The 20,748-nt window shown below is 37.0% G+C and carries 12 protein-coding genes; 1 reads left to right on the forward strand and 11 read right to left on the reverse strand.

The window, feature by feature from the left end; translation table 11 throughout:
- Positions 1 to 20: 20 nt before the first annotated feature.
- The 8 genes from PL77_RS21540 to PL77_RS21575 form a co-directional block, all read right to left on the reverse strand.
- Complete coding sequence (locus PL77_RS21540; RefSeq protein ID WP_082026672.1) at positions 21 to 1,256, reverse strand: family 43 glycosylhydrolase; 1,236 nt, start codon at positions 1,254 to 1,256, stop codon at positions 21 to 23.
- A 145-nt stretch (positions 1,257 to 1,401) separates the two neighbouring features.
- Entirely contained in the window at positions 1,402 to 2,409 is a 1,008-nt protein-coding gene (locus PL77_RS21545; RefSeq protein WP_044210139.1) for an L-rhamnose/proton symporter RhaT, read from the reverse strand.
- 19 nt (positions 2,410 to 2,428) lie between these two features.
- Positions 2,429 to 3,469 (reverse strand): aldose epimerase family protein, encoded by a 1,041-nt coding sequence (locus PL77_RS21550; RefSeq protein ID WP_044210141.1) that lies wholly within the window; start codon positions 3,467 to 3,469, stop codon positions 2,429 to 2,431.
- A gap of 373 nt (positions 3,470 to 3,842) precedes the next feature.
- Entirely contained in the window at positions 3,843 to 4,955 is a 1,113-nt protein-coding gene (locus PL77_RS21555) for a mandelate racemase/muconate lactonizing enzyme family protein (protein WP_044210145.1), read from the reverse strand.
- Between the two features lie 15 nt (positions 4,956 to 4,970).
- Complete coding sequence (aldA, locus tag PL77_RS21560; protein ID WP_044210146.1) at positions 4,971 to 6,434, reverse strand: aldehyde dehydrogenase; 1,464 nt, start codon at positions 6,432 to 6,434, stop codon at positions 4,971 to 4,973.
- Positions 6,435 to 6,666: 232 nt separating this feature from the next.
- The gene (locus PL77_RS21565; RefSeq protein ID WP_172665920.1) at positions 6,667 to 7,431 is read right to left on the reverse strand and encodes an SDR family NAD(P)-dependent oxidoreductase; all 765 of its coding nucleotides are present in this window, start codon (positions 7,429 to 7,431) and stop codon (positions 6,667 to 6,669) included.
- Between the two features lie 83 nt (positions 7,432 to 7,514).
- On the reverse strand, positions 7,515 to 8,537 hold the full coding sequence (locus tag PL77_RS21570; protein WP_044210152.1) for a (R,R)-butanediol dehydrogenase: 1,023 nt from the start codon (positions 8,535 to 8,537) through the stop codon (positions 7,515 to 7,517).
- A gap of 14 nt (positions 8,538 to 8,551) precedes the next feature.
- Positions 8,552 to 11,134, reverse strand: a complete 2,583-nt coding sequence (locus PL77_RS21575; protein ID WP_044210154.1) for a sugar-binding domain-containing protein — start codon at positions 11,132 to 11,134, stop codon at positions 8,552 to 8,554.
- A 542-nt stretch (positions 11,135 to 11,676) separates the two neighbouring features.
- On the opposite strand from PL77_RS21575, the gene PL77_RS21580 reads away from it, so the two are divergent.
- Positions 11,677 to 13,362, forward strand: coding sequence for a tetratricopeptide repeat protein (locus PL77_RS21580; RefSeq protein ID WP_052444621.1), 1,686 nt, complete (start codon positions 11,677 to 11,679; stop codon positions 13,360 to 13,362).
- Positions 13,363 to 13,864: 502 nt separating this feature from the next.
- On the opposite strand, the gene PL77_RS21585 is transcribed toward PL77_RS21580, so the two are convergent.
- From PL77_RS21585 to PL77_RS21595, 3 genes are read right to left on the reverse strand one after another with little or no spacing between them, the layout of a single operon-like run.
- Positions 13,865 to 15,445: a hypothetical protein gene (locus PL77_RS21585; protein ID WP_156152477.1), complete on the reverse strand. Its 1,581-nt coding sequence runs from the start codon at positions 15,443 to 15,445 to the stop codon at positions 13,865 to 13,867.
- Positions 15,446 to 15,464: 19 nt separating this feature from the next.
- On the reverse strand, positions 15,465 to 17,210 hold the full coding sequence (locus PL77_RS21590; RefSeq protein WP_044210158.1) for a RagB/SusD family nutrient uptake outer membrane protein: 1,746 nt from the start codon (positions 17,208 to 17,210) through the stop codon (positions 15,465 to 15,467).
- A gap of 23 nt (positions 17,211 to 17,233) precedes the next feature.
- Entirely contained in the window at positions 17,234 to 20,356 is a 3,123-nt protein-coding gene (locus tag PL77_RS21595) for a TonB-dependent receptor (RefSeq protein ID WP_044210160.1), read from the reverse strand.
- Positions 20,357 to 20,748: the final 392 nt, after the last annotated feature.

The following is a 20,748-nucleotide window of genomic DNA, read 5'->3' on the forward strand; positions in this document are numbered from 1 at the left end:
TCCACTATTCTTCTATCGAATTATCTTGATGCTTTTGGCTGTTTTGCCGATTGCTCATTTTTGGCAGTATGAGAAGTTTTTCTCTTACCATGGAAACGTCTGATATGCTGGTAATTGTAGTTGGCATATTTGTGAGTTAGTCCCCATTCAAAAATTGCGAAAGGCTCATCGCTATTTAAGCTTCTATTAAGTCCCATGGCGTGTGGTGCACCTGGAATAACCGCTTGAATATTAAAATTGATACCATCATTAGCGTATTGCACTGTACCTTTTTCCGGTCCGTCTGTTGTGATCAACGACATGATACCGTCTTTGTGCTTGAAAACACAAATCTCATGACCTGAATTTGAAATCGGGTTGTAAGGTGATTTCACATATGGGCCTAACGGGTTGTCTGCAATAGCTACACCATGACGGATCTGACGACCACCGAAAGTGATTTCTTCACCCATTTGCTCTCCTTTGTAATACAGATAAAATTTACCTTTGTAAGGAATAATACAAGGATCATGTACTTTATGACTATCAAAGTCTCCTTTCTTCTCTACCATAAAACGGTTTTGTTCCGTTCCTTTCCAAACACCATTGTCAGCAGGACTTAAGATTGGGTCTTCTAATTTTGTCCAAGGACCGTACGGTGAATCAGCATACGCCAAACCCACTTGGTTTTTCGTTCTTACATTATAAGGTGATTTGATTGTCTGATAACATAAGTAATATTTCCCTTCATGTTCCATCACCTCAGGAGTAAAAACAGAACGATCATCAAATGTTCCTTTTTTACCTCTACTCACTGACAAACCTTCTTCCTTCCAAGTCCATCCATCTACAGATGTGGCATGCCATATATCACAACGGTCCCAAGGGAATACTTTTTCGTTTTCTACATCTCCTCCGAAACCTTGAGTTTCACCAACTGATTTTGAGTAATACACATGGTATTTTCCATCAATAAAAAGTAAAGCTGAAGGATCACGTCTAACGACTCCTTCTTCGTAAGCCAAGTCGCCTTTTAAGTCATGTACCGTAAACTGACCAAACCACTCATTCGTTAATGTATCAGGCCATGCCAATGCTCTTTTTGAGGCAGCACTTAGATGATTTGGATCTGTAATTCCCAAGAAATCCAGCTTCTCTTTTGAGATGTCTACTTTATTTTCGCTGACCCCTGAATGCGGGCCAGTTGGTTTTGTACAAGAAGAGGCGAGTACTGCACCGATCAATAATGACCCTGCAATATTTTTTACTAAATTCATTTTCGTTTATATAATCTAATAATTCAATACTAATTGCGATATTTTAATAAGTCTACTATTATCATCTTTAGCTCACTACTGAAATCGTGGGCTAAAGATGAAATAATAAACAATTTATTAACCTAAACCTTAAAAGTGATTTCGGTTAGATAAGGCTATTACCAAAAGCGATTACCGTAATGCCCAATACCATGCAAGAAAGTCCCACGTAAAGAGATGTTTTGGCTTGTTTTGGAGCCTCTAACCATTCTTTTGTAATCAACCCTCCTACTATAGCAACTCCTACTGATACCGTATTAAAAATGGCATAACCTACAGTACCGCCGTTTTGACCTAATCTAAAAGCAGCATAGGCAAACAATGCTGAAGCTGCAAAGTTAAAGATACCCATTACGGTAGTCAAGATCGTATTTCTTGGTAATTGTGGTGTCACGAAATTGCCCCAAAGGTTCTTTTTCGTTAACTGATAAATGAAATAAGTAGCGATTGATAATCCACCAAAAATGTAAATAATATACATTACAACAATTGCACTTACCCACTCTGGATTACCATTGGCTAAAACTGCATCTCTGATGACTCCACCACCTACAGTATTTGCATAATTAAAACCTGTTGCTAATAAACCACCTACTACGGCAATAGCGATACCTTTAATCATGTTATCACTCTTCACCTCAGATTCCTTCTCACTTTCCTGTTGCTTTAAAAGTCCTGCTCGACCGTTGCTCATTACTCCAAATAATACAATTACAATACCCAACATAATGGTACCGAAAACATGCATTTCTGGTATACCATCAATCATAAATGGTATAAGTGAACCAATTAGAATGATGGTTCCGATAAACAATGAGAAACCTAAAGAAAGCCCTATATAATTAATGGCTTTACCCCACATCATCACGCCAATTCCCCAAAGGAAACTTGCTACACCCATCCCCAATAATACGCTATTTGGAATGGCACCTAAAACTTCACCAAAGTTGTCCACCATAAAATAGGCGGCAATATTTGGAATAATAAAGGTGTTGATCATGAAGAATAAACCCCATGTGTTTTCAAACTCAAATTCTTTTGTAAATTTTTCTGGTAAGGCATATAAGCCTAACATAAGTCCTGCAAAAATGGACCATAAAACTCCTTCAATCATGATGACAATATTTTGTTAGTTAATTAAATGAATAGATTGTAGTAGAGGTGTAAGGTTCCTCTGGTGTTGTAAATGCTTTAGGTGCACCTTCGATGTTAGGACCGTTAGGATAGCGGTGCGTTTCACAACAGAAAGCTTTGTATCGTCCGAATTGATCACCGCTTTCTCTTTGTAAATCATTGGAAGTGAAATAACCTGTATAGAATAACATACCGGGCTCAGTCGTCGAGATTTCCAATGAAATGCCTGTTGCCTTATTTTCAAAAGCAGCTACATTTCTCAATTGATCTTCTTCGTCAAATAAGAAATAATGCTCGCAACCTGTTTCCAACTCCTCAAATACTTCTGCTAATGGCTTTCCTTCTTTCAAATCCAATACTGTCCCCGCTACTTGCTCTACCTCACCAACAGGAACATTGGTTGGGTCTGCTTTTAAAAACTTATCTGCTAAGATTTTTGCTGTATGCCCTCCAATCGTTTCTTGAAAACCTGATAAATTGAAATAGGTATGATTGGTCAATGAAATTGGCGTTTTCTTATCCGTTGTTGCGTGATAAGCAATTTCAATGCTATTATCACTCGAAAGTGTAAAAGTGACTTCCACCACGATATTACCAGGAAAACCTTCTTCCATGTCTTCACTCTTTCTTTGGAAAGTAATACTGTCAGCTACTTCTGTACTTAACTCATTGACACATGACCAAAGTTGCTTGTCCAAACCCTTGATACCTCCGTGCAAGTGATTTGGGCCATCATTTGTTGCTAAAGTGTAGTCCACACCATCTATAGCAAACTTGCCATCTTTAATTCTTGATGCAAATCTTCCCACTGTACAACCAAAATAGGGTGCATTGGCTTTATAGGCTTCTGAAAAATAGCCTTCCAACTGATCAAAACCACAGGCTACTTCTGTTAAACCTCCTTCTTTATTGGGTACTTGAATGGAAGTTATAGTTGCTCCTAATGTCATTATCTTGACGCTCATTCCATTTTTGTTTTGCATTTCGTAGATATGCACTTTGTACCCGTCGTGCACTCCAAATAATTTCTGTTTGATCATGTTGCTTGTACTTTGTGGTTGTTCAGTTGAGCTTTTCAAAACCTAATGCTGGATTTCAATTGCCAACTGCTTAATTCATTTCAATTCTGAGTTATAGTCGTATTGTGTCCAGTGTTGAGCCTTAGCGTCACTTGGAAAAGGTGAATTACTATTAAAACACCTGTTTGATTTATTTTTTGATGAAGTACTAGGAAAATGACGTGCACCATGACTGAAGTCATGGGCAAGGAATATTGACTTCAACAACACTAAAGTGATGTTTACGTTATCAACCCTCAAGATTTCAATCTTGATAAGGTTGTCATATTACCTGCCCATAGTTTTAACTATGGTGCACGAAACACCTGTTATTTCCTAGTACATAGAATATATTTTATACCTGTTCAGTAACAGTTGCAGCTTCAAAAGAAGCTAGTTTTTCCCAGTCGAAAGTCACTCCCGTACCCGGCTCGTCTGATGCTACTGCTCTGAAGTTTTCTACTACCAATGGGCGTGTAGTGTATTCATCAATCGGGAAACTATGCACTTCCAACCATCCTGAATTTTCTTGAGAAGAAACAAGACTTACGTGTAGTTCTTGCATACCGTGAGAACATACTGGAATGTTGTTTTCTTTGGCTAATTTTGCTGCTCTCAACCATCCAGTTACACCACCACAGTTCGAAGCATCAGGCTGTACGAAAGAAAGTTTTGATTGCTCCATTGCGTATTCAAATTCATGAATAGTATGTAGGTTTTCACCCATTGCTAATGGAACACCCGTTTTCTCTGTGATCTCTGCATACCCTTTGTAGTTGTCAGGAATAATTGGCTCTTCAAACCATGTGATATTATAAGGTTTGAACCTTTCCGCACATTCAATGGCTTTTTCAATCGACATCGAATAATTGGCATCTACCATAAAAGTGATATCGTCACCAATGTATTCTCTTACCGCTTTGATTCTTTCAATATCTTCGTCAAGGTTTTCTCTACCAATCTTAATCTTCACTGCACTGAAACCTTTGTCCATATACGACTGCATATTTTTCAAAAGTTTCTCAATTGGGAACATCAAGTCGATCCCTCCACAATAGGCTTTACATGTGTTGTTAGCACCGCCAGCCATTTTCCAAAGTGGTTGGTTCGATGACTTACCTTTGATATCCCAAAGTGCAATATCAATGGCCGAAATAGCGAATGAAGCAATACCGCCTCTTCCTACATAGTGAATGTGCCACTCCATAAAATCATAGATCTCATCGATTTGAGTAGCATCTTTTCCTACTAAAGCAGGACCTAGGTCGTAATCCAACATGGCTTTGATGGCTCTACCACCTTTACCACCTGTATAAGTATACCCCGTACCTTCCATACCATTTTCTAGTGTAATGGTAGAAGTCACTAATTCAAAGTGGGTATGATCTCCATGTTTGGCATCTGAAAGTACCTCAGGTAGAGGTACTTCAAATAGCCTGTTTTTAACACTAATTATTGTAGTCTCCATGTCCGTAGTCTCCTCTTAATATTTTACATAGAAAGTTTTCTTCTCCATGTATTGCTCAAAGCCATACTTTCCATCTTCTCCACCTGTTCCACTTAGTTTATAACCATTGTGGAAACCTTGATGCTGCTCACCATGACCTCTGTTCACATAGATTTCACCAAACTCTAAATCCTCATTCAATTGCATGATTGTTTTGATGTCTTGAGTGAAGACCATCGCTGCTAAACCAAACTCACAATCGTTTGCGTATTCCACTACTTGATCAAACTCTTTGAATTTCAATACTGGAAGAATAGGACCAAAAGCTTCTTCATGTACCACTGTCATATCTTGTGTTACGTCAGTGATTACTGTAGGCTCAAACCAGAATCCTTTTTCGAACTCGCTTCCTGAAGGTTTTCCACCACCGTGAGCAATTGTTGCTCCTTCTTCAATGGACTTCGCTACTAAGTGCTCCATGTTTTTAATCTCCGAAGCATTTACTTTAGGTCCCATAGTAGAAGCTGCGTCCAATGGATTACCCACTTTGATGTTCTTCACTTTTTCCATGAATTTCTCCATGAATGCGTCATAGATATCCTCATGTACATACATTCTTTCGTTACATGTACATACCTGACCGCAATTATCAAAACGTGAATGGAAACATGCTTCCACTGCTTGATCGATATCCGCATCTGCAAATACGATGGCAGGAGCTTTACCACCCAATTCCAATTGAACGTGTGCTAAATGCTCAGAAGCTGTTTTGAAGATTTGTTGACCTGCAGGTGTTGAACCTGTCATTGTCACCATTCTAGTGATTGGACTTGCTACTAAAGCATTACCCAATACTCTACCTTTACCCGTAACGATATTGATCAAACCAGCAGGGATACCCACTTTTTCTGCTAAGAAACCTAGCTCTAAAGTCGCTAAAGGTGTTTCTTGCGTAGGTTTTACAACAATGGCATTTCCCGCTATTAATGCTGGACCAATTTTTCTACCTGCCAACGCAAGCGGGAAGTTCCATGCTGTTATCGCTACAATCACACCACGAGGGATTTTTTGAATCCAAATTTGTTCTTTTGGATTGTTAGAAGGAATGATGTCACCTTCAATATGTCTTGCCCAGTCGCATGCATATTCGATGAAAGTTGCTGTAACTTCCACCTCCATTTCTGCCACTGATAATAATTTTCCTTGTTCTCTTGTCAATAAGTTAGACAAGTAAGGTTTGTTGGCACGAATCTCTGCCGCAAATTTTCTTAATAAGTTCGCTCTTTCAATTGTAGGTACTTTTTTCCAAGCTTTTTGTGCTTTATCTGCTGCTTCTAATGCAAGATTTGCTTCATGCTCATCTCCCATTTGTACCTTACCTACCACTGCTTCATCAATAGGGCTGATCACCTCTTCAGTCTCACCTGATGATGCCTCGATCCATTCACCATTGATAAATAATTTATATTCTTTTACTCCAGTTTCTGTTAAAGTGCTCATAGTTTTTTGTTTTGGAAAATTAATTGAATGTAGAATGATAACTGAAGGTTTTTTTATATCGCAAGTGTTAAGCCGGTAGGCGTCACTTGTGATTATCCATTGGCGAAGTCTCCCGACTTCGAGGTATATTTTTTATATTCGAAGTCAGGAGACTTCGCCAATATTCAGTTCCAAGTGACGCTATCGCTTAATACTTGAAACAGGGTGTTCACTTATCATTCAATCTATTTAATTAGCGGCCCATCCAGCCACCATCTACAAGCATGATACTACCATGCATGTAAGCTGCTGCTTCTGATGCCAAGAATACTACTGGACCTGCAAAGTCTTCTGGATCTCCCCAACGTGCAGCTGGAATTCTTGATAAAATTGAAGTTGATCTTTCCGGATCATTTCTTAAAGCCTCAGTATTATCAGTGCTGATATATCCTGGAGCAATTGCGTTTACATTCACACCTTTACTCGCCCACTCATTGGCAAATGCCATTGTTAACTGACCTACAGCTCCTTTACTTGCTGCATAACCTGGCACTGTAATACCGCCTTGGAATGTCAATAATGAAGCCGTGAAAATCACTTTTCCTTCACCTCTTGCTACCATTTCTTTCCCGATTTCTCTTGTCAAGATAAATTGAGCATTTTGGTTCACTTCAATTACCGTATCCCACATTTCATCTGGGTGTTCCGCTGCTGGAGTTCTTAAAATAGTACCGGCATTATTGACTAAAATATCTATTTGTGGATGATTTGCTTTTACTGTTAAAATGAAATCATACAACGCTTTTCTATCAGAAAAATCGCATTGGTAAGCTTTGAATTTTTTTCCTCTCTCCTCTACTTCTTTCTGTACTTCACTTCCTTCTAATTCTAATGATGCAGAAACGCCAATAATATCAGCTCCTGCTTCAGCAAGACCCACTGCCATTGCTTTACCAATACCTCTTTTACATCCTGTTACTAATGCTACTTTACCTTCTAGTTGGAATTTATTAAGAATGCCCATTTTGCTATTTTTTTATTTTTATTTGATAATATTATTTCGGGCAGACTCATAGGTCTGCCCCTACACGCCCAACGATATTAATTATCGTTACACTTAATTAGGTATTTCATCCCTTCAGGATTCTTGTCGATCTCATCAAATACAGATTGAATATTATCAAGAGAGTCTACTTTTGTAATTAGTTTTTCGAAAGGAACAAACCCTGAATCAGCGATTCTAATTGCTTCTTCGTAATCATCTTCTTCGTATAATCTAGCCCCTAAAAGTTCAATTTCTGACCAGAAGAATTTAAATAAATCCACTTGCTTTTGCTCACCGCCATGGATGGCAACCATCACAATTCTACCTCTTACGTTCACGACTTCTGTCATGGTTTGTACACCCGGTGCAGAACCTGATACTTCAAAAGCACAGTCGATCATTTTCTCTCCTGTCAACTCTGCAATTCTCTCTGAAAGGTTTTCTTTTGCAGGGTTGATAGTTGTGAAACCTAATTCATTCAACATTGAAAGACGTGTTTCATTTACTTCTGAAATGAATACGTTAGCTCCTTTTTCTTTTAAAACATAAGCGATCAATGTACCGATAGGACCACCGCCAATTACTAAGCAATTTTCGTCTTTTTCTACTCTACCAATCTTTACATCATGACATGCAACGGCCAATGGCTCAATAAATGCACCGTGCATTAAACTTAATTGCTCCGGTAATTTATGTAAGGTATAAGAAGGTACAGTCCATGAGTTTTGGAATGCTCCACTTGAATCAATACCAATAAATTTCAAGTTTTTACCAACATGCTTGAATCCCTTATCAAAAGGATGCTCCTCTCCGAAATGTAAAGGTCTAACGGCTACTTTATCACCTACTTTTACATTTTCAACTCCTTCACCAACTTCTGCAACAACAGCGGAAGCCTCATGTCCAACTGTTTGTGGAGGTGCTACTCTTTGATCCATTACGCCATGGAAAATATGTACATCCGTACCACATACTCCACAATACGCTACATCTAGCCTAACCTCTCCTTTACCTGGAGCAATTTGTTTGCCTTCACCAACACTGATCTTTCCTTTTGATTCGTAAAATGCTGCTTTCATCGCCTTCAATTTTTTTAATTTAACTCTGCTAATATTTGTTCACTATCGTTCTTATCTGTACTAATAGTTAGTAGTACTTTGTCTGCGTCTAGCCCATCAACAGTAGCTTTAATCTCTACTTTACCTTCCTCTTTGGTAGACTGTAACACCAATAATGCTCTACCTTGATCTGTTTCAATTTTTCTTGAAACGTGAGGTTGCACATTCATATTTGATCCGTTGTCAACACCTAAAGCTCTGAGGTAAGAAGGAATCTCAAAGTCAATCACTTTTTCTAAATGTTTGACCGGGTTTCCATTTTTATCGATTAATTGTGCTACTACATGAGCCACATCATATTGATTATTTGCTAGGACTTTTTGATCAATTGAAAGTTTTACCGCTACTGGTGCACTTGCAGTGATCAATTCCGTTGTAAATACTTTTCCGTTTTTCTTGCCAATGGCTGTCAATCTACCTTCTTCGAATGGCACACCCCACTTATAAATGTGGTCTTCAAACTCGTCTAGCTTTCTTGTTCCTAAACTTTTGCCATTCAATTGCAATTCAATCTCTTCTGCATTAGAATAAAGCTCCACACTAATCATTTCGCCTTTTTCATAATTCCAGTGATTGTTAACATCATGCCATTCCCAAAGTGCTTTTTTCCATTTTTCAGGATTTCTAGCTACCAACTGACCTGTTTTCTTATCAATCTTATTAATAGACTTTGCTAATTCTTGCGTAGCGATGTAAGTATGTGGACGCTCATCCCAAAGCGTTTTGATCATGTGGTATGATGGCTTTGTGAATCCTGCAAAATCCACCATTCCGGCATCGTTACCTTTCGCTGGCCATGGTGCTCTGATTTCACCCAAATAATTAATACCTGTCCAGAAGAAAGTTCCTGCAATAAATGGACGATCCATAATGGCTTTCCACTCATGATATTGTGCCAAGTTCTCCGTACCCATAATCACTTTGTCTGGATAGTTTTCGTGTCCATAATCATACAACACTCTTCTATAGCTGTACCCTACAATATCTAATGATTTTCCGTAATCGGTTTCGTGAGAAGCCGATGGTAAAATACAGTTGGCAATCACCGGGCGAGATGTATCCATCTCTTTGGTCCATTGCACTAGCTTTCTAGCTGTTGAACCAATATTGTGTTCTTGTCTTGGTAAAACCGCTAATTGTTGTTGAATTTCTTTTCTTGAATGTGGAGGTTTTGACCAGAAGTAGTTACCCTTCCAATTCATATTGTTGAAGAATCCTGTCGCTTGAGAAATACGAGGATACGTCCACTCAATTTCGTTACCTATACTCCACTGAAAAACTGAAGGGTGATTTCTATGTGATAAAATCACTGATTTCAGATCACTTTCTGCATATTCTTGGAAGTAGTTAGTATACCCTTCCGTTTCGTTATTTTGTGTTTTTTCTTTTTGATTAAAACGCTTGTCTTTTGGATAATCCCACTCATCAAAGAATTCATCTTGAACTAAGAATCCCATCTCATCACACAAATCCAAAAACTCGTTAGAAGCAGGGTTGTGTGCTATTCTAATGGCATTACAACCTCCTTCTTTTAATACCGCTAATCTTCTTCTCCAAACATCTTTTGGTACAGCCGTTCCCACTAAACCTGCGTCATGGTGAAGGCAGACTCCTTTAATTTTTCTGTTACGTCCGTTCAAATAAAAACCGGAGTCTGCCTGAAAAGCAATACTTCTTACACCAAATTTGTTTGTTAGTTCGTCTATTATTCTACCGTTGTCAACCAGTTTAGTTTTAAGCGTGTATAGGAATGGATCGTCTACATCCCATAAGTTTGGATTGTTTAGTTTAGTTGAATGAATTACTAATCTATTTTTGTTCGCTTTTATCGTTTCTTTAGTTGAAATTTCAGCAACTACTTTTCCTTTTTGATCTATGATTTCATGGATTAAATCAATCTCTTTTCCTTCCTTGTAACCATTATTAATATCCGTTTCAATAGTTACTTCAGCTAATTGGTTGTTAATAACGTTAGTCTTAATAAAAGTACCCCAAACCGGCACATGTAATTTGTCAGTGACAATCAACTCCACATTTCTGTAAATACCTGCACCCGTATACCATCTGCTATCAGCAAAGTTGCTATGGTTCACTTTTACCAATAATTCATTTTTTCCTTTTTTCTTAACATAAGGTGTCAAATCATAATGAAAAGGTGAATACCCGTAAGGATGGAAACCCAGCTTGTTACCATTAAGATAAACTTCTGAGTTATTATACACACCATCAAAAAGGATGAATGCATTTTGATCATCTGTCAATGGTAATTCAAATTCCTTTTTGTACCATCCTATGCCACCACCATAAATATATCCGGTAGCTGGAGCAAACTCGTGATTGGCAGAATCGTACTGATTACCAATCACCCAATCGTGCGGTAATCTTACCGCTTCCCAAGAAGTAGCAGGGATATCACCTGCCTTCAATGTTGATTGGCTAGTATCTAAAAGTGCAAATTGCCAATCAAAATTAAAATCTGATTCCCTCCCTACTTCTGGAGTAGTATTTTGACACCCCAATATGACTAAAGCCAATAGACCATATACAAAGTTCCTCATTAGTTCTATACTTTTTATGCCACTGCCAACATACAAAGAGAGCTTGTATTGACATGACATTTCATTTTCAAATTGTTTTGTTTTGAAAACAGATTAATGGATCAAAATTGATGTAATTCTGTTTTCTGTTTTGATATTTTGAAATGTGTTTTATCACTTTTTTACGCATCATTTTTCTGCAAAAAAAATTAGTTAGACTTATTTTTAAGCATAAAAAATTAGAGTAAGTTTGTTCTCATAACACATTTTGTTTCCCATCTTTAAATGTTAAATTTGATCTAAAGATTCGTTTTGAATTTTGTCATTTCATTTCAATCATTTCTTACTAAATCAGCTGCCAACTGACTTTAAAATTATAAGTGTCTGCAAAACCCTTAACAAAGATGGGAATTTTAAATTTATTTGCCTTATCTTTGACTAGATCAAAACTGTACAACATAAAAACGAGGTATTTACACCTCGACAACTTTCTAAACAAGAAATACATAAATTACTCACAATCAATGTTTTTATGTTTTAAAAAACATTACTTTTTATGAATTATGACTAGACAATTATTACATATTTTACTCCTATTTTTATCTAGTAATTTTACTCTTTTTGCAGGGGAATTTTCCAAGAATAATAACTCCCCCGAAAAAGAGGGACAGAAAAACGAAATTGTTCAGGAAAAATTGAGTGAAGATTTTGCCTTAAAGTTATACGGGGAAGCAGAAATGTTAAAATTCCTCCAACCGGACAGTGCCATTTCGCTTTATCAGTATGCAATTTCAGAATCAATCAAGTCGAAAGACAGTGTATTATGGATAAAGTCACTCACTAGTCTTTCTTACCTGTATGCACACAACGGAAATTTCGGTCATGCTTATGATGGATATTGGAGTGCACTGTCTTTGGCTAATCAAGTAAAAGACGATTTACTTCGAATAAATATCTATAATGGTTTGGGTTGGCTTTATAGCTTTTATGAAAGAAATAAACTTGCTGGACAATACTTTGATAAGGCCATTTCAATCTGTAGGGAGAATAAAACAATAGATCCTTACATCGTTGTCGATAACTATTATGCGAAAGCTACCCTTGCTAGAAAAATGGATGACATTGAGAAGGCAAGAAACTACCTTGACAGCTGCGTTATTATTAAAGAAAGTATTACCAATGCCAGTGAAGATAGAAATGACAATAGCTTTATTGAGGCAGAATATGGCTATCTACTTTATGAGGATGGTGAATATGATAAAGCATTAGCCCGACTGAAACCTCTTAATAAGTATTTTACTACTTATCAGCATAGTTACCTTGTTATTTATGATTACTTTATTGGTAATATTTATCAAAAAAAGGGACAGCTTAAAATGAGTGAAAAATATTATGATAGCGCCTTAAAAGCGGGGCAACAACATAAAAGCCACTCTGACCTCATCCCTATTATCTATGAGGAACTTTCTAAAGTAAAACTTAAAACGGGCAAAACGAAAGAAGCCTATCAATTCCTTCAAAAAGCCAAAGAACTTAATGAAAAGCAGTATGGTAGTAGGAGTGTAAGCAATAGAAAATTTCTTGAGATCAAGGATCAATTCAGAAAAGAGCAAGAGAATCAAAAGAAAGTTTTACAAGAAAAAGAATTGGAACGATTGCTACAGGAAAGTAAAATCAACTATCTGCGTAACATTATTTTTTACATTACCATCTTTGCTTTAGTATTCCTTGTCTTCTTCATTTACAGAAACTTACGTAACAAATACAAGGCAGATAAACAGCTTTTCATTGAAAAACAGAAAATGGAAGAGCAAAAAATCAAAGAAGTACTCGAAATTAAAAATAAAGAACTTACTGCTTCTGTGCTTCAGATCATTCAGCATGAAGAAACGTTAGCGGAAATTAAAAAAGAGCTGACCGAATTGAAGAAAGAACCTGATACAAATCAGATCAATAAGCTTTCAAAAAAGATCAACCTTAATACCAATAACAATTGGAAGGAATTTGAAGCACGTTTTGTAGAGGTGAATGAAAATTTTTATAAAGAACTCAACGAAAGGTTCCCTAAGCTTACACAAGGTGATCAGAAGATATGTGCACTGATCAAACTCAATTTTGATAGTAAAGGAATGGCTAAATTATTAGGTATTTCCACCGAATCGGTTCATACGACAAGATACCGTTTGAGAAAGAAATTAGGCTTGTCGAGACAGGATAACTTGGAGGAATTTATCTCTCATATCGGATAGTAATGACGAATAAACGAATTCGACTTTAAGAGAAATTGAATAACGTGTGCTGTAGTTTTTTGCTATGGCACACGTTTTTTTATATTTAAAACACTATGATTTGGATATAGTACGTGAGATACAAAGCATTGTACCCTTACCGAAGTAGGTATTAAATACCATATTGAAAGGATATCATTTTGTAGAGCCACAATGCCTTGTGGCTCACGAACCATATAAAACATCAGTATAAAACCATGTAAACAATAATTGTGATCAAAAAACACCCTACTCACAATGGTTTCAAGTGTTAAGCGTTAGCGTCACTTGGAACCATTTATTGTCTCCCGACTTCGAATATAAATACCACACTTTCATTCATTTCGAAGTCGGGAGACTTCACCAATGTATCATCACAAGTGACGCCTATCGGCTTAATACTTGCGATATAATACAAAAAAATCCCCCATCAGCTTTTGAATGCCGATGAGGGATCTGAATCTATAAACTACTTATTCTGAAATTATGGTCTTAAATTCACTTCTCTTAATGAGATGTTATCCATATAAAGAACTAGAGGATCAGGGTTTGCAGGTTCTGGATTAAGTGGTCTAAATACCAATCTATAATCACCACTTCCTTTTGGTGAGTAGAAAGTACATTTAGCATAAATCCAATCCCCAACTACTGTTTGTGTAGTAAAGTTGAATCGATCTGCAGCCCAATCAATTGTTGGATTACCAAAGTAAACAAGCATTGATGGTACTTCGGCAGCAGCATCATTAATATTTGCTATACCACTTTCTACCTTGATCATCATACCTAATTCATATGATTTACCTGCCTCCATTGTGAAGTTCTGGTTATGGCTGAAGATTGCTCCTCCACCTGATTCCAGTTCTAATCTTGCAGATTTACCTCCATGGTAAGACTCAGTGTCTACCATATCTAAGGTATATTTAGCCCATTGACCACCCCAACCTAAGTCAGGCCAATCACCGGCAATAGAAGTTTCAAAACTATAGTCAAATAAACTACCCTCTAATACATTCGCATTTGGACGGTGTACCAATAGACGGTCTACAAATTCCTCCGCTGGACCAAAGTCAGTGGACTGTAAAATACCACCTTGGTAACTTACCATCACTGCATCATCATCATAAACTGTTTCTCCATCTAAAGCGATCAGTACAATGTTTTTAGCAGATGGATCTACAGAAGCCGATAAAATTGATGGTACAATTTCGTCTGCTCCATTTGTTAATTTTACTGAGAACGTAGTTGCATCAACAGAAGCTGGCTCAATTTCTCTTGAGTAATCCAATGCAATAAATCCATTTTTCACATAAACGTCTGTCAAAATAAGAGGATCCGCAGAAGGAATAACATTGATTGCATTTACAAAATTCAATGTATCGATGCCACCTGGTCTTGCTCTATTTCCTAATACAGAAGTAGAGAATGTACCCAATTGCTTGTATTGAACAATAGTCTCCGCTGCTGTTCCGTCTTCGATTTCAGCTTCAATATATGTCACCTGATCTGGATCTCCTCCACCGAAGTTATATACTACTCTTGAAGGCTCACCTATAGCTGTTAGGGTATACTTGATCATTCTACCAGCTTGTACATCATTGGTTTTCGTTAAATCCAATTCATCACCCACTGTACCGTCAGGAAAATAGAAATTTGCTTTTACTATTAATTTTAATGAATCTACAACGTTTACTAAAATCGTTGTATCCATTTCAGATTCTCTTTGAGCATTACCGTCAAAAGCTGCACCTGCAAAACTTTGCGATAAGTTCACTTCTTTTAGACCTGCTTCATTGAATTGTATATGCACTAAATCAGTTGTTGAAGTAGTATCTGAAGTTCCCTCTACAATAGCACCTTCAGGTAAGGACCACTTTCTGCTGATAATACCTTTTGACGCATCCGTAAATGTCATCGAACCACCTACTTGTACTCTGTTACCGAATTGGTATTCTGAAGTATAAATTACTTGATGGTTTGGTTCAACGCCAGGAGCTTCCCATTCTTTCTTACACCCGTAAATAGCGAGTATAGTAAGTAAACCAATTATATAATTAAATTTTTTCATTTCTTCTTTGTCAGTTAGATTACTCGTATAAATCAGGATTCGTTTGAACTTCATTCGCAGGGATTGGGAAGAACTTATGTACTCCCGGATTGTATTTCTTAGCTTGTTCTACGAAGTTTTGGATGATGTAAGCACCAATATATAAAGGTGGTTGACCCAATATCGTTTGTGCATTATCTAATCTCCATTGCTCATCTGCCGCTCTTCTGTCCAATGCTTCACCAACGATATCCCATCTTCTTAAGTCGTCCCATCTATGACCTTCAAACGATAATTCTACTGGTCTTTCTACATATCTGATATGCTCTCTGATCGACTCTTGCGAAGGTGCTACTTGTGGATGCGGAGCACCTGTCACCTCTTGACTGATGTTCAATTTAGGGAAAGTACCACCGTTTGTACTTACATAATGTTGTAATGTATAAACACCTGCTCTTTCACGAACCATATCAATGTAAGTCATCGCATCTGTGAAGTTTCCTTCCTCATTAAGTGCCTCAGCATACATTAATAATACATCTGCGTATCTTATTAATCTGAAGTTGATTGGAGAAGTTTGACCGTTGTTATCCAATACACTGATACCTGTATTCCATCTCGTAAACTTTTTCACATAACCTGAGTGACCACCACCCATTGGGTACATATCACCATTTTCATCCTCCCAAACTCTGTTGAAGTAAGCACCGTAGAAACGAGGCACTAAAATCGAGCTTGTTAATCGTTGAGAGTGAGTTTCACCAGCTTCATTTGCAGGGTGATCAGGATTTATCTCATCACTTAATAAAGTCTCGTGCAAAAACTGTGATGGTGTTACTACGTTGAAACCACCTGCAGTAAGAATATGTGTAAATGAGTGCTCTAAACTTGATGCTTCTGATGGAGTTACGTTACCTCCAGCGATATTGTCTACCCAATCTCTGTTTGCAGATGGAGGCAATACTGAAGTTGAATAATTTACTTCAAAAATTGACTCAGAGTTATGCTCCCCTTCCTCAGTAAAGTTATCTACATAATCAGTAGATAAAGAGTACATTCCACTATCAATCACTTTTTTAAACTCAGCAGCTGCTTCAGCCCATTTTCCATCATATAAATACACTTTACCTAGTAATGATACTGCTGTACCCCAAGTTACTCTACCTGCTTCCATGTTTGACCATGAAGTTGGTAAATGCTGTGCCGCAAATTCTAAATCAGGTATAACGACCTGTGATATTACTTCTGCTCTTGTATTTAACTTTTTATTTAAACTATCAGAGTTGGCATAATAAGTAGTATTGATTACTGCACCGTTGTAAGTGTTGGCAAGTTCAAAGTAATAGAAAGCTCTTAAAGTTCTTGCTTGAGCTTCTACCTCCAACTTCTCCTCTGGCAACATATCAATGTCTTCATTTTGGATGAAAGTGGCGATTTGGTTTGCTCTGTTGATACCGATGTACAATTCAGCCCATTTGTTTTGCACTAAAGGATCACTGTTTGTAAAGTTGAATAACTTATAAGTAGTGTAAGTAGCGTACCATGTATCACTTTTAGACAAGTCCGAAAGTGCCATTTCGTTAGAAGTTCTAAAACCAGACACTGTATTGAACTGTAATGCTGCATATACCGTATTCAACGCATAATCAAAATGTTCTGATGTTTTCCAGAATGTTTCTGGCGTTAACGCATTGACATTTGATTGAGTTAAGAATTTGTCCTCGTTACATCCTATGAGCAAAATAGAAGATAATAACGTAATCAGACTATATTTAATAAATTTCATTAGATCTTAATTTTTTTTTCTAACTAAAAGTTAAACTTCACGCCACCTAAGAATCTTCTTGTAATAGGATAGCTACCTCTATCTACACCTCTCATGAATAGACCATCTCCACCAACTTCTGGGTCATAACCTTTATACCCTGTGATTGTAAATGGATTCTGAGCAGTGATGTAGAATCTTAAAGTATTTACTTTGTCATTAAATAATTTCTTAGGAACTGTATAACCTAAAGTGATGTTACGAATACGTAAGTAAGAACCATCTTCTAAGAAGTAATCAGAACTTGATCTTGTATTAGGGTGTTCTGAGTTTGATCTTACTGCAGCGATATCTGAATCAGGGTTAGCAGGAGACCAAGCATATTGCATATCTCTGTGTCTACCCATACCGTAAGCATAAAGATTTGCTCCATTGTAAATCATCGCTCCATGTGAGTAATATAACTGAACGAATAAGTCAAATCCTTTGTATGCAGCATTAATACCCATACCCATATTGAATTTAGCTTGACCTGAACCAGCATATACTCTATCGTTATCATCAATTACACCATCACCGTTTACATCACGGTACATCATATCTCCCATCTCAGCTTCCATACCTGGTAAGCTTTCATTGTATGCTTTCAATTGCTCTTCCGTCTTGATTACACCTTGGTGTTCCAATAAGAAGAATGCTCCGGCAGGATAACCTTCTTTCAAGAATGTAGTGTGATCTTGGAAACCTTGTCTTGTTTGTACTGGAATACCACCTCTGAAGGCGAAACCTTCAACACCATTTAAATCTGTAACTTCGTTGATGTTTCTAGAGAATGTGTAGTTCACACTCCATTGGAAACCGTTTTCATGAAGGTGCTTATATCCAACCGCGATTTCATGACCTTTGTTCACCATGTTACCCGCATTTACTAAGATTGAAGTATATGGAGTTGCATTTCCACCTGCAGGCTCTGTTACTGAAGTACCGAATGATGGTGGAATTGTTTGGTCTAATAACATATCCTCTTTACTGTTGTTATAATAGTCATAAGAGAATGTTAATCTATCGTTGAATAAGGCTAAATCAACACCAACGTTTCTTGAAATTGTAGTTTCCCACTTTAAATCAGGATTTACATATCTTCTGAAGATTGCACCCGTTGCTATTGCCTCATTTTGTCCTACCCCGAATGTGTAATCTACACCACTTTCAATTCTAGGCATGAATGAGTATGGAGCGATACTTTGGTTACCCACTTGACCGTAACTACCACGAATTTTAAAACCTGTCATAAAGTCGCCCAATACTGAATTCTTGAAGAACTCTTCCTCGCTTACATTCCAACCTGCTGAAGCACCGTAGAATGTACCATATCTATTATCTTCAGAGAAGTTAGAAGAACCATCGTTTCTTAATGATAACGATACTAGGTAACGGTTATCATAATTGTATTGCGCTCTAAACATCTTACCAACCAATGTATTTGTTGAGATATATTGTTGAGGTAAAAATGCTACTGAACCTGAACTTAGTGTTTTTGTGGCATTGTCTAATAGACCTTCAGTAAGTACGCTTCTTGTTTCGTTGTTGTACTCCTCGAAAGAGTAAACTGCAGTCACACCTAAAGTATGCTTTCCAAATGTTTTGTTATAAGAAAGGATATTTTCAAAAGTAGTTGAGCTAGAAAGGTAGTTGTTGATTGTCATTCTAGACTCCATTTGAGAAGCACCAGCTGCTAAAGTACCGTTTTCTCTATAAATCAATAGTTGAGGTTGGAATAAAACGTTTTCAGAAGAGTAAGTATTTCTACCAAAACTCGCTTTATATTTTAAACCATCGATGATTTCGTATTCAAGAGCTAACGCTAAGTTAGTAGACATCACTTCAGTGTTATTTTCGTTTGATAATTGAGTCGCTAAATAACCGAAGTTTTCTACTTGTTCTGTTTCTACCACTAATCCATTGTTACCTACTTGAGTATTTTGGTCCAATGCAGGAACCCATGGCTTTTGAGCGATCGCTAATTCATATAATCCCCAAGGCTCAGTTTGCTTATTCTCATCTGTGATACCTACTGAAGCAAATGCTTTGAATTTACCTTGTGTGTACTCACCATTCATACGTGTAGTAAAACGTTCGAAACCTGAGTTGATTAAAACACCATCTTGGTTAAAATAGTTTGTTGAAACATTGAATTTTAAATGCTCTGAACCGCCTGAAATACCTAAGTTGTAAGATTGGATGGCTGCATTATTGTTTTGTACATCTTCTACATAATTAGAATTGTTATAACCTGCGTTAGGATTGAATAAGTATAAATTTTGCATACCACCTTCTGATTCAATTCTGTTGTGATCAACATACAATTGCTCTTGGTGGTTGTTTAATGGCGTATTTGATGTGATATTTTGAATACCTGCATACGCTGAGAAATCAACTGATAATTTACCTTGTTCACCTCTTTTAGTAGTGATTAAGATTACACCACCTGCTGCTCTAGTACCATATACTGAAGCTGCAGCACCATCTTTTAAGACGTCAATACTTTTGATTTGCTCTGGTGCAATATTTGGATTTCCTTGGAAAGGAATACCATCTACAATATAAAGTGGACCACCTGCTGACTTTGCTGAAACAACACCACGAATTTGGATATTTGCTTCATCACCCGGACGACCTGAACTTTGCTGTACATCTACACCTGCAATTTGTCCCTGAAGTGACTCTCCAAGGTCTGCTGTAGCGATTTTTACGATGTCATCCGATTTTACTGAACCTACAGCTCCAGTAATTTCTTTCTTCTTTTGAGTACCATAACCAATTACAACTACTTCATCTAATGCTTCTACATCAACTTGAAGTTTTACGTCAAGGTATGTTTTGTTACCCACTAAAATCACCTGATCCTGATATCCAATGTAACTGATCACGATAGATTCTTCAGGTTGAACGGCCAATGAAAATTCTCCGTCAAAATTAGTAGTAGTACCTTTGCTAGTTTTTTGAATAACAATATTCACCCCTGGGATAGGCTCACCTGATTCAGTGTCTATCACTCGCCCTTTCAAAACATTCTGCTCTACTTCTTGTGCTATACCTTCTAAGTTAAAAGTAGAAAGTATGAAACAAGTCAGAATGAATTGTAAAATAAGATAAGCTTTACTCATACTCGTAAAAAGTTAATTTAGATTAAAAGAGCTAGTCTGCCTTTTCATTTCATTTCAAATTTTTCTTTATAAAATCAGCGACCGGCTAGTTAAAATTAATAAGTGTCTGCGAAACCCTTAACAAAGATGAGAAATAATAATTTATTCACCCGATACTTGACTAGATCAAAACTGTACAATACTGAAATAGAGATCTAACAACTCGACATTTTTCTAAACAACAAAAACATAAAACACTTATTTTCAATATTTTAATTTTTACATTAACAAAACTTTGCATAAAAATGCACTAGACAATTTATGTTGAAATTTCACTTCAATTTGCACTCCTTTTTCCATTTTTTTGTGATTTAAGCTTAAAATATTAACCTCCTTAAACAAAAAAAAAGTTC

Source organism: Flammeovirga sp. OC4, from assembly GCF_000812565.1.
Classification (GTDB): Bacteria; Bacteroidota; Bacteroidia; order Cytophagales; family Flammeovirgaceae; genus Flammeovirga.

Coding starts and splice junctions, on each gene's coding strand:
- PL77_RS21570 (WP_044210152.1), bottom strand. CDS start 8,537: ATGAAAGCAGCATTTTACGAATCAAAAGGAAAGATCAGTGTTGGTGAA.
- PL77_RS21575 (WP_044210154.1), bottom strand. CDS start 11,134: ATGAGGAACTTTGTATATGGTCTATTGGCTTTAGTCATATTGGGGTGT.
- aldA (WP_044210146.1), bottom strand. CDS start 6,434: ATGAGCACTTTAACAGAAACTGGAGTAAAAGAATATAAATTATTTATC.
- PL77_RS21585 (WP_156152477.1), bottom strand. CDS start 15,445: ATGAAAAAATTTAATTATATAATTGGTTTACTTACTATACTCGCTATT.
- PL77_RS21555 (WP_044210145.1), bottom strand. CDS start 4,955: ATGGAGACTACAATAATTAGTGTTAAAAACAGGCTATTTGAAGTACCT.
- PL77_RS21540 (WP_082026672.1), bottom strand. CDS start 1,256: ATGAATTTAGTAAAAAATATTGCAGGGTCATTATTGATCGGTGCAGTA.
- PL77_RS21550 (WP_044210141.1), bottom strand. CDS start 3,469: ATGATCAAACAGAAATTATTTGGAGTGCACGACGGGTACAAAGTGCAT.
- PL77_RS21545 (WP_044210139.1), bottom strand. CDS start 2,409: ATGATTGAAGGAGTTTTATGGTCCATTTTTGCAGGACTTATGTTAGGC.
- PL77_RS21595 (WP_044210160.1), bottom strand. CDS start 20,356: ATGAGTAAAGCTTATCTTATTTTACAATTCATTCTGACTTGTTTCATA.
- PL77_RS21580 (WP_052444621.1), top strand. CDS start 11,677: ATGACTAGACAATTATTACATATTTTACTCCTATTTTTATCTAGTAAT.
- PL77_RS21590 (WP_044210158.1), bottom strand. CDS start 17,210: ATGAAATTTATTAAATATAGTCTGATTACGTTATTATCTTCTATTTTG.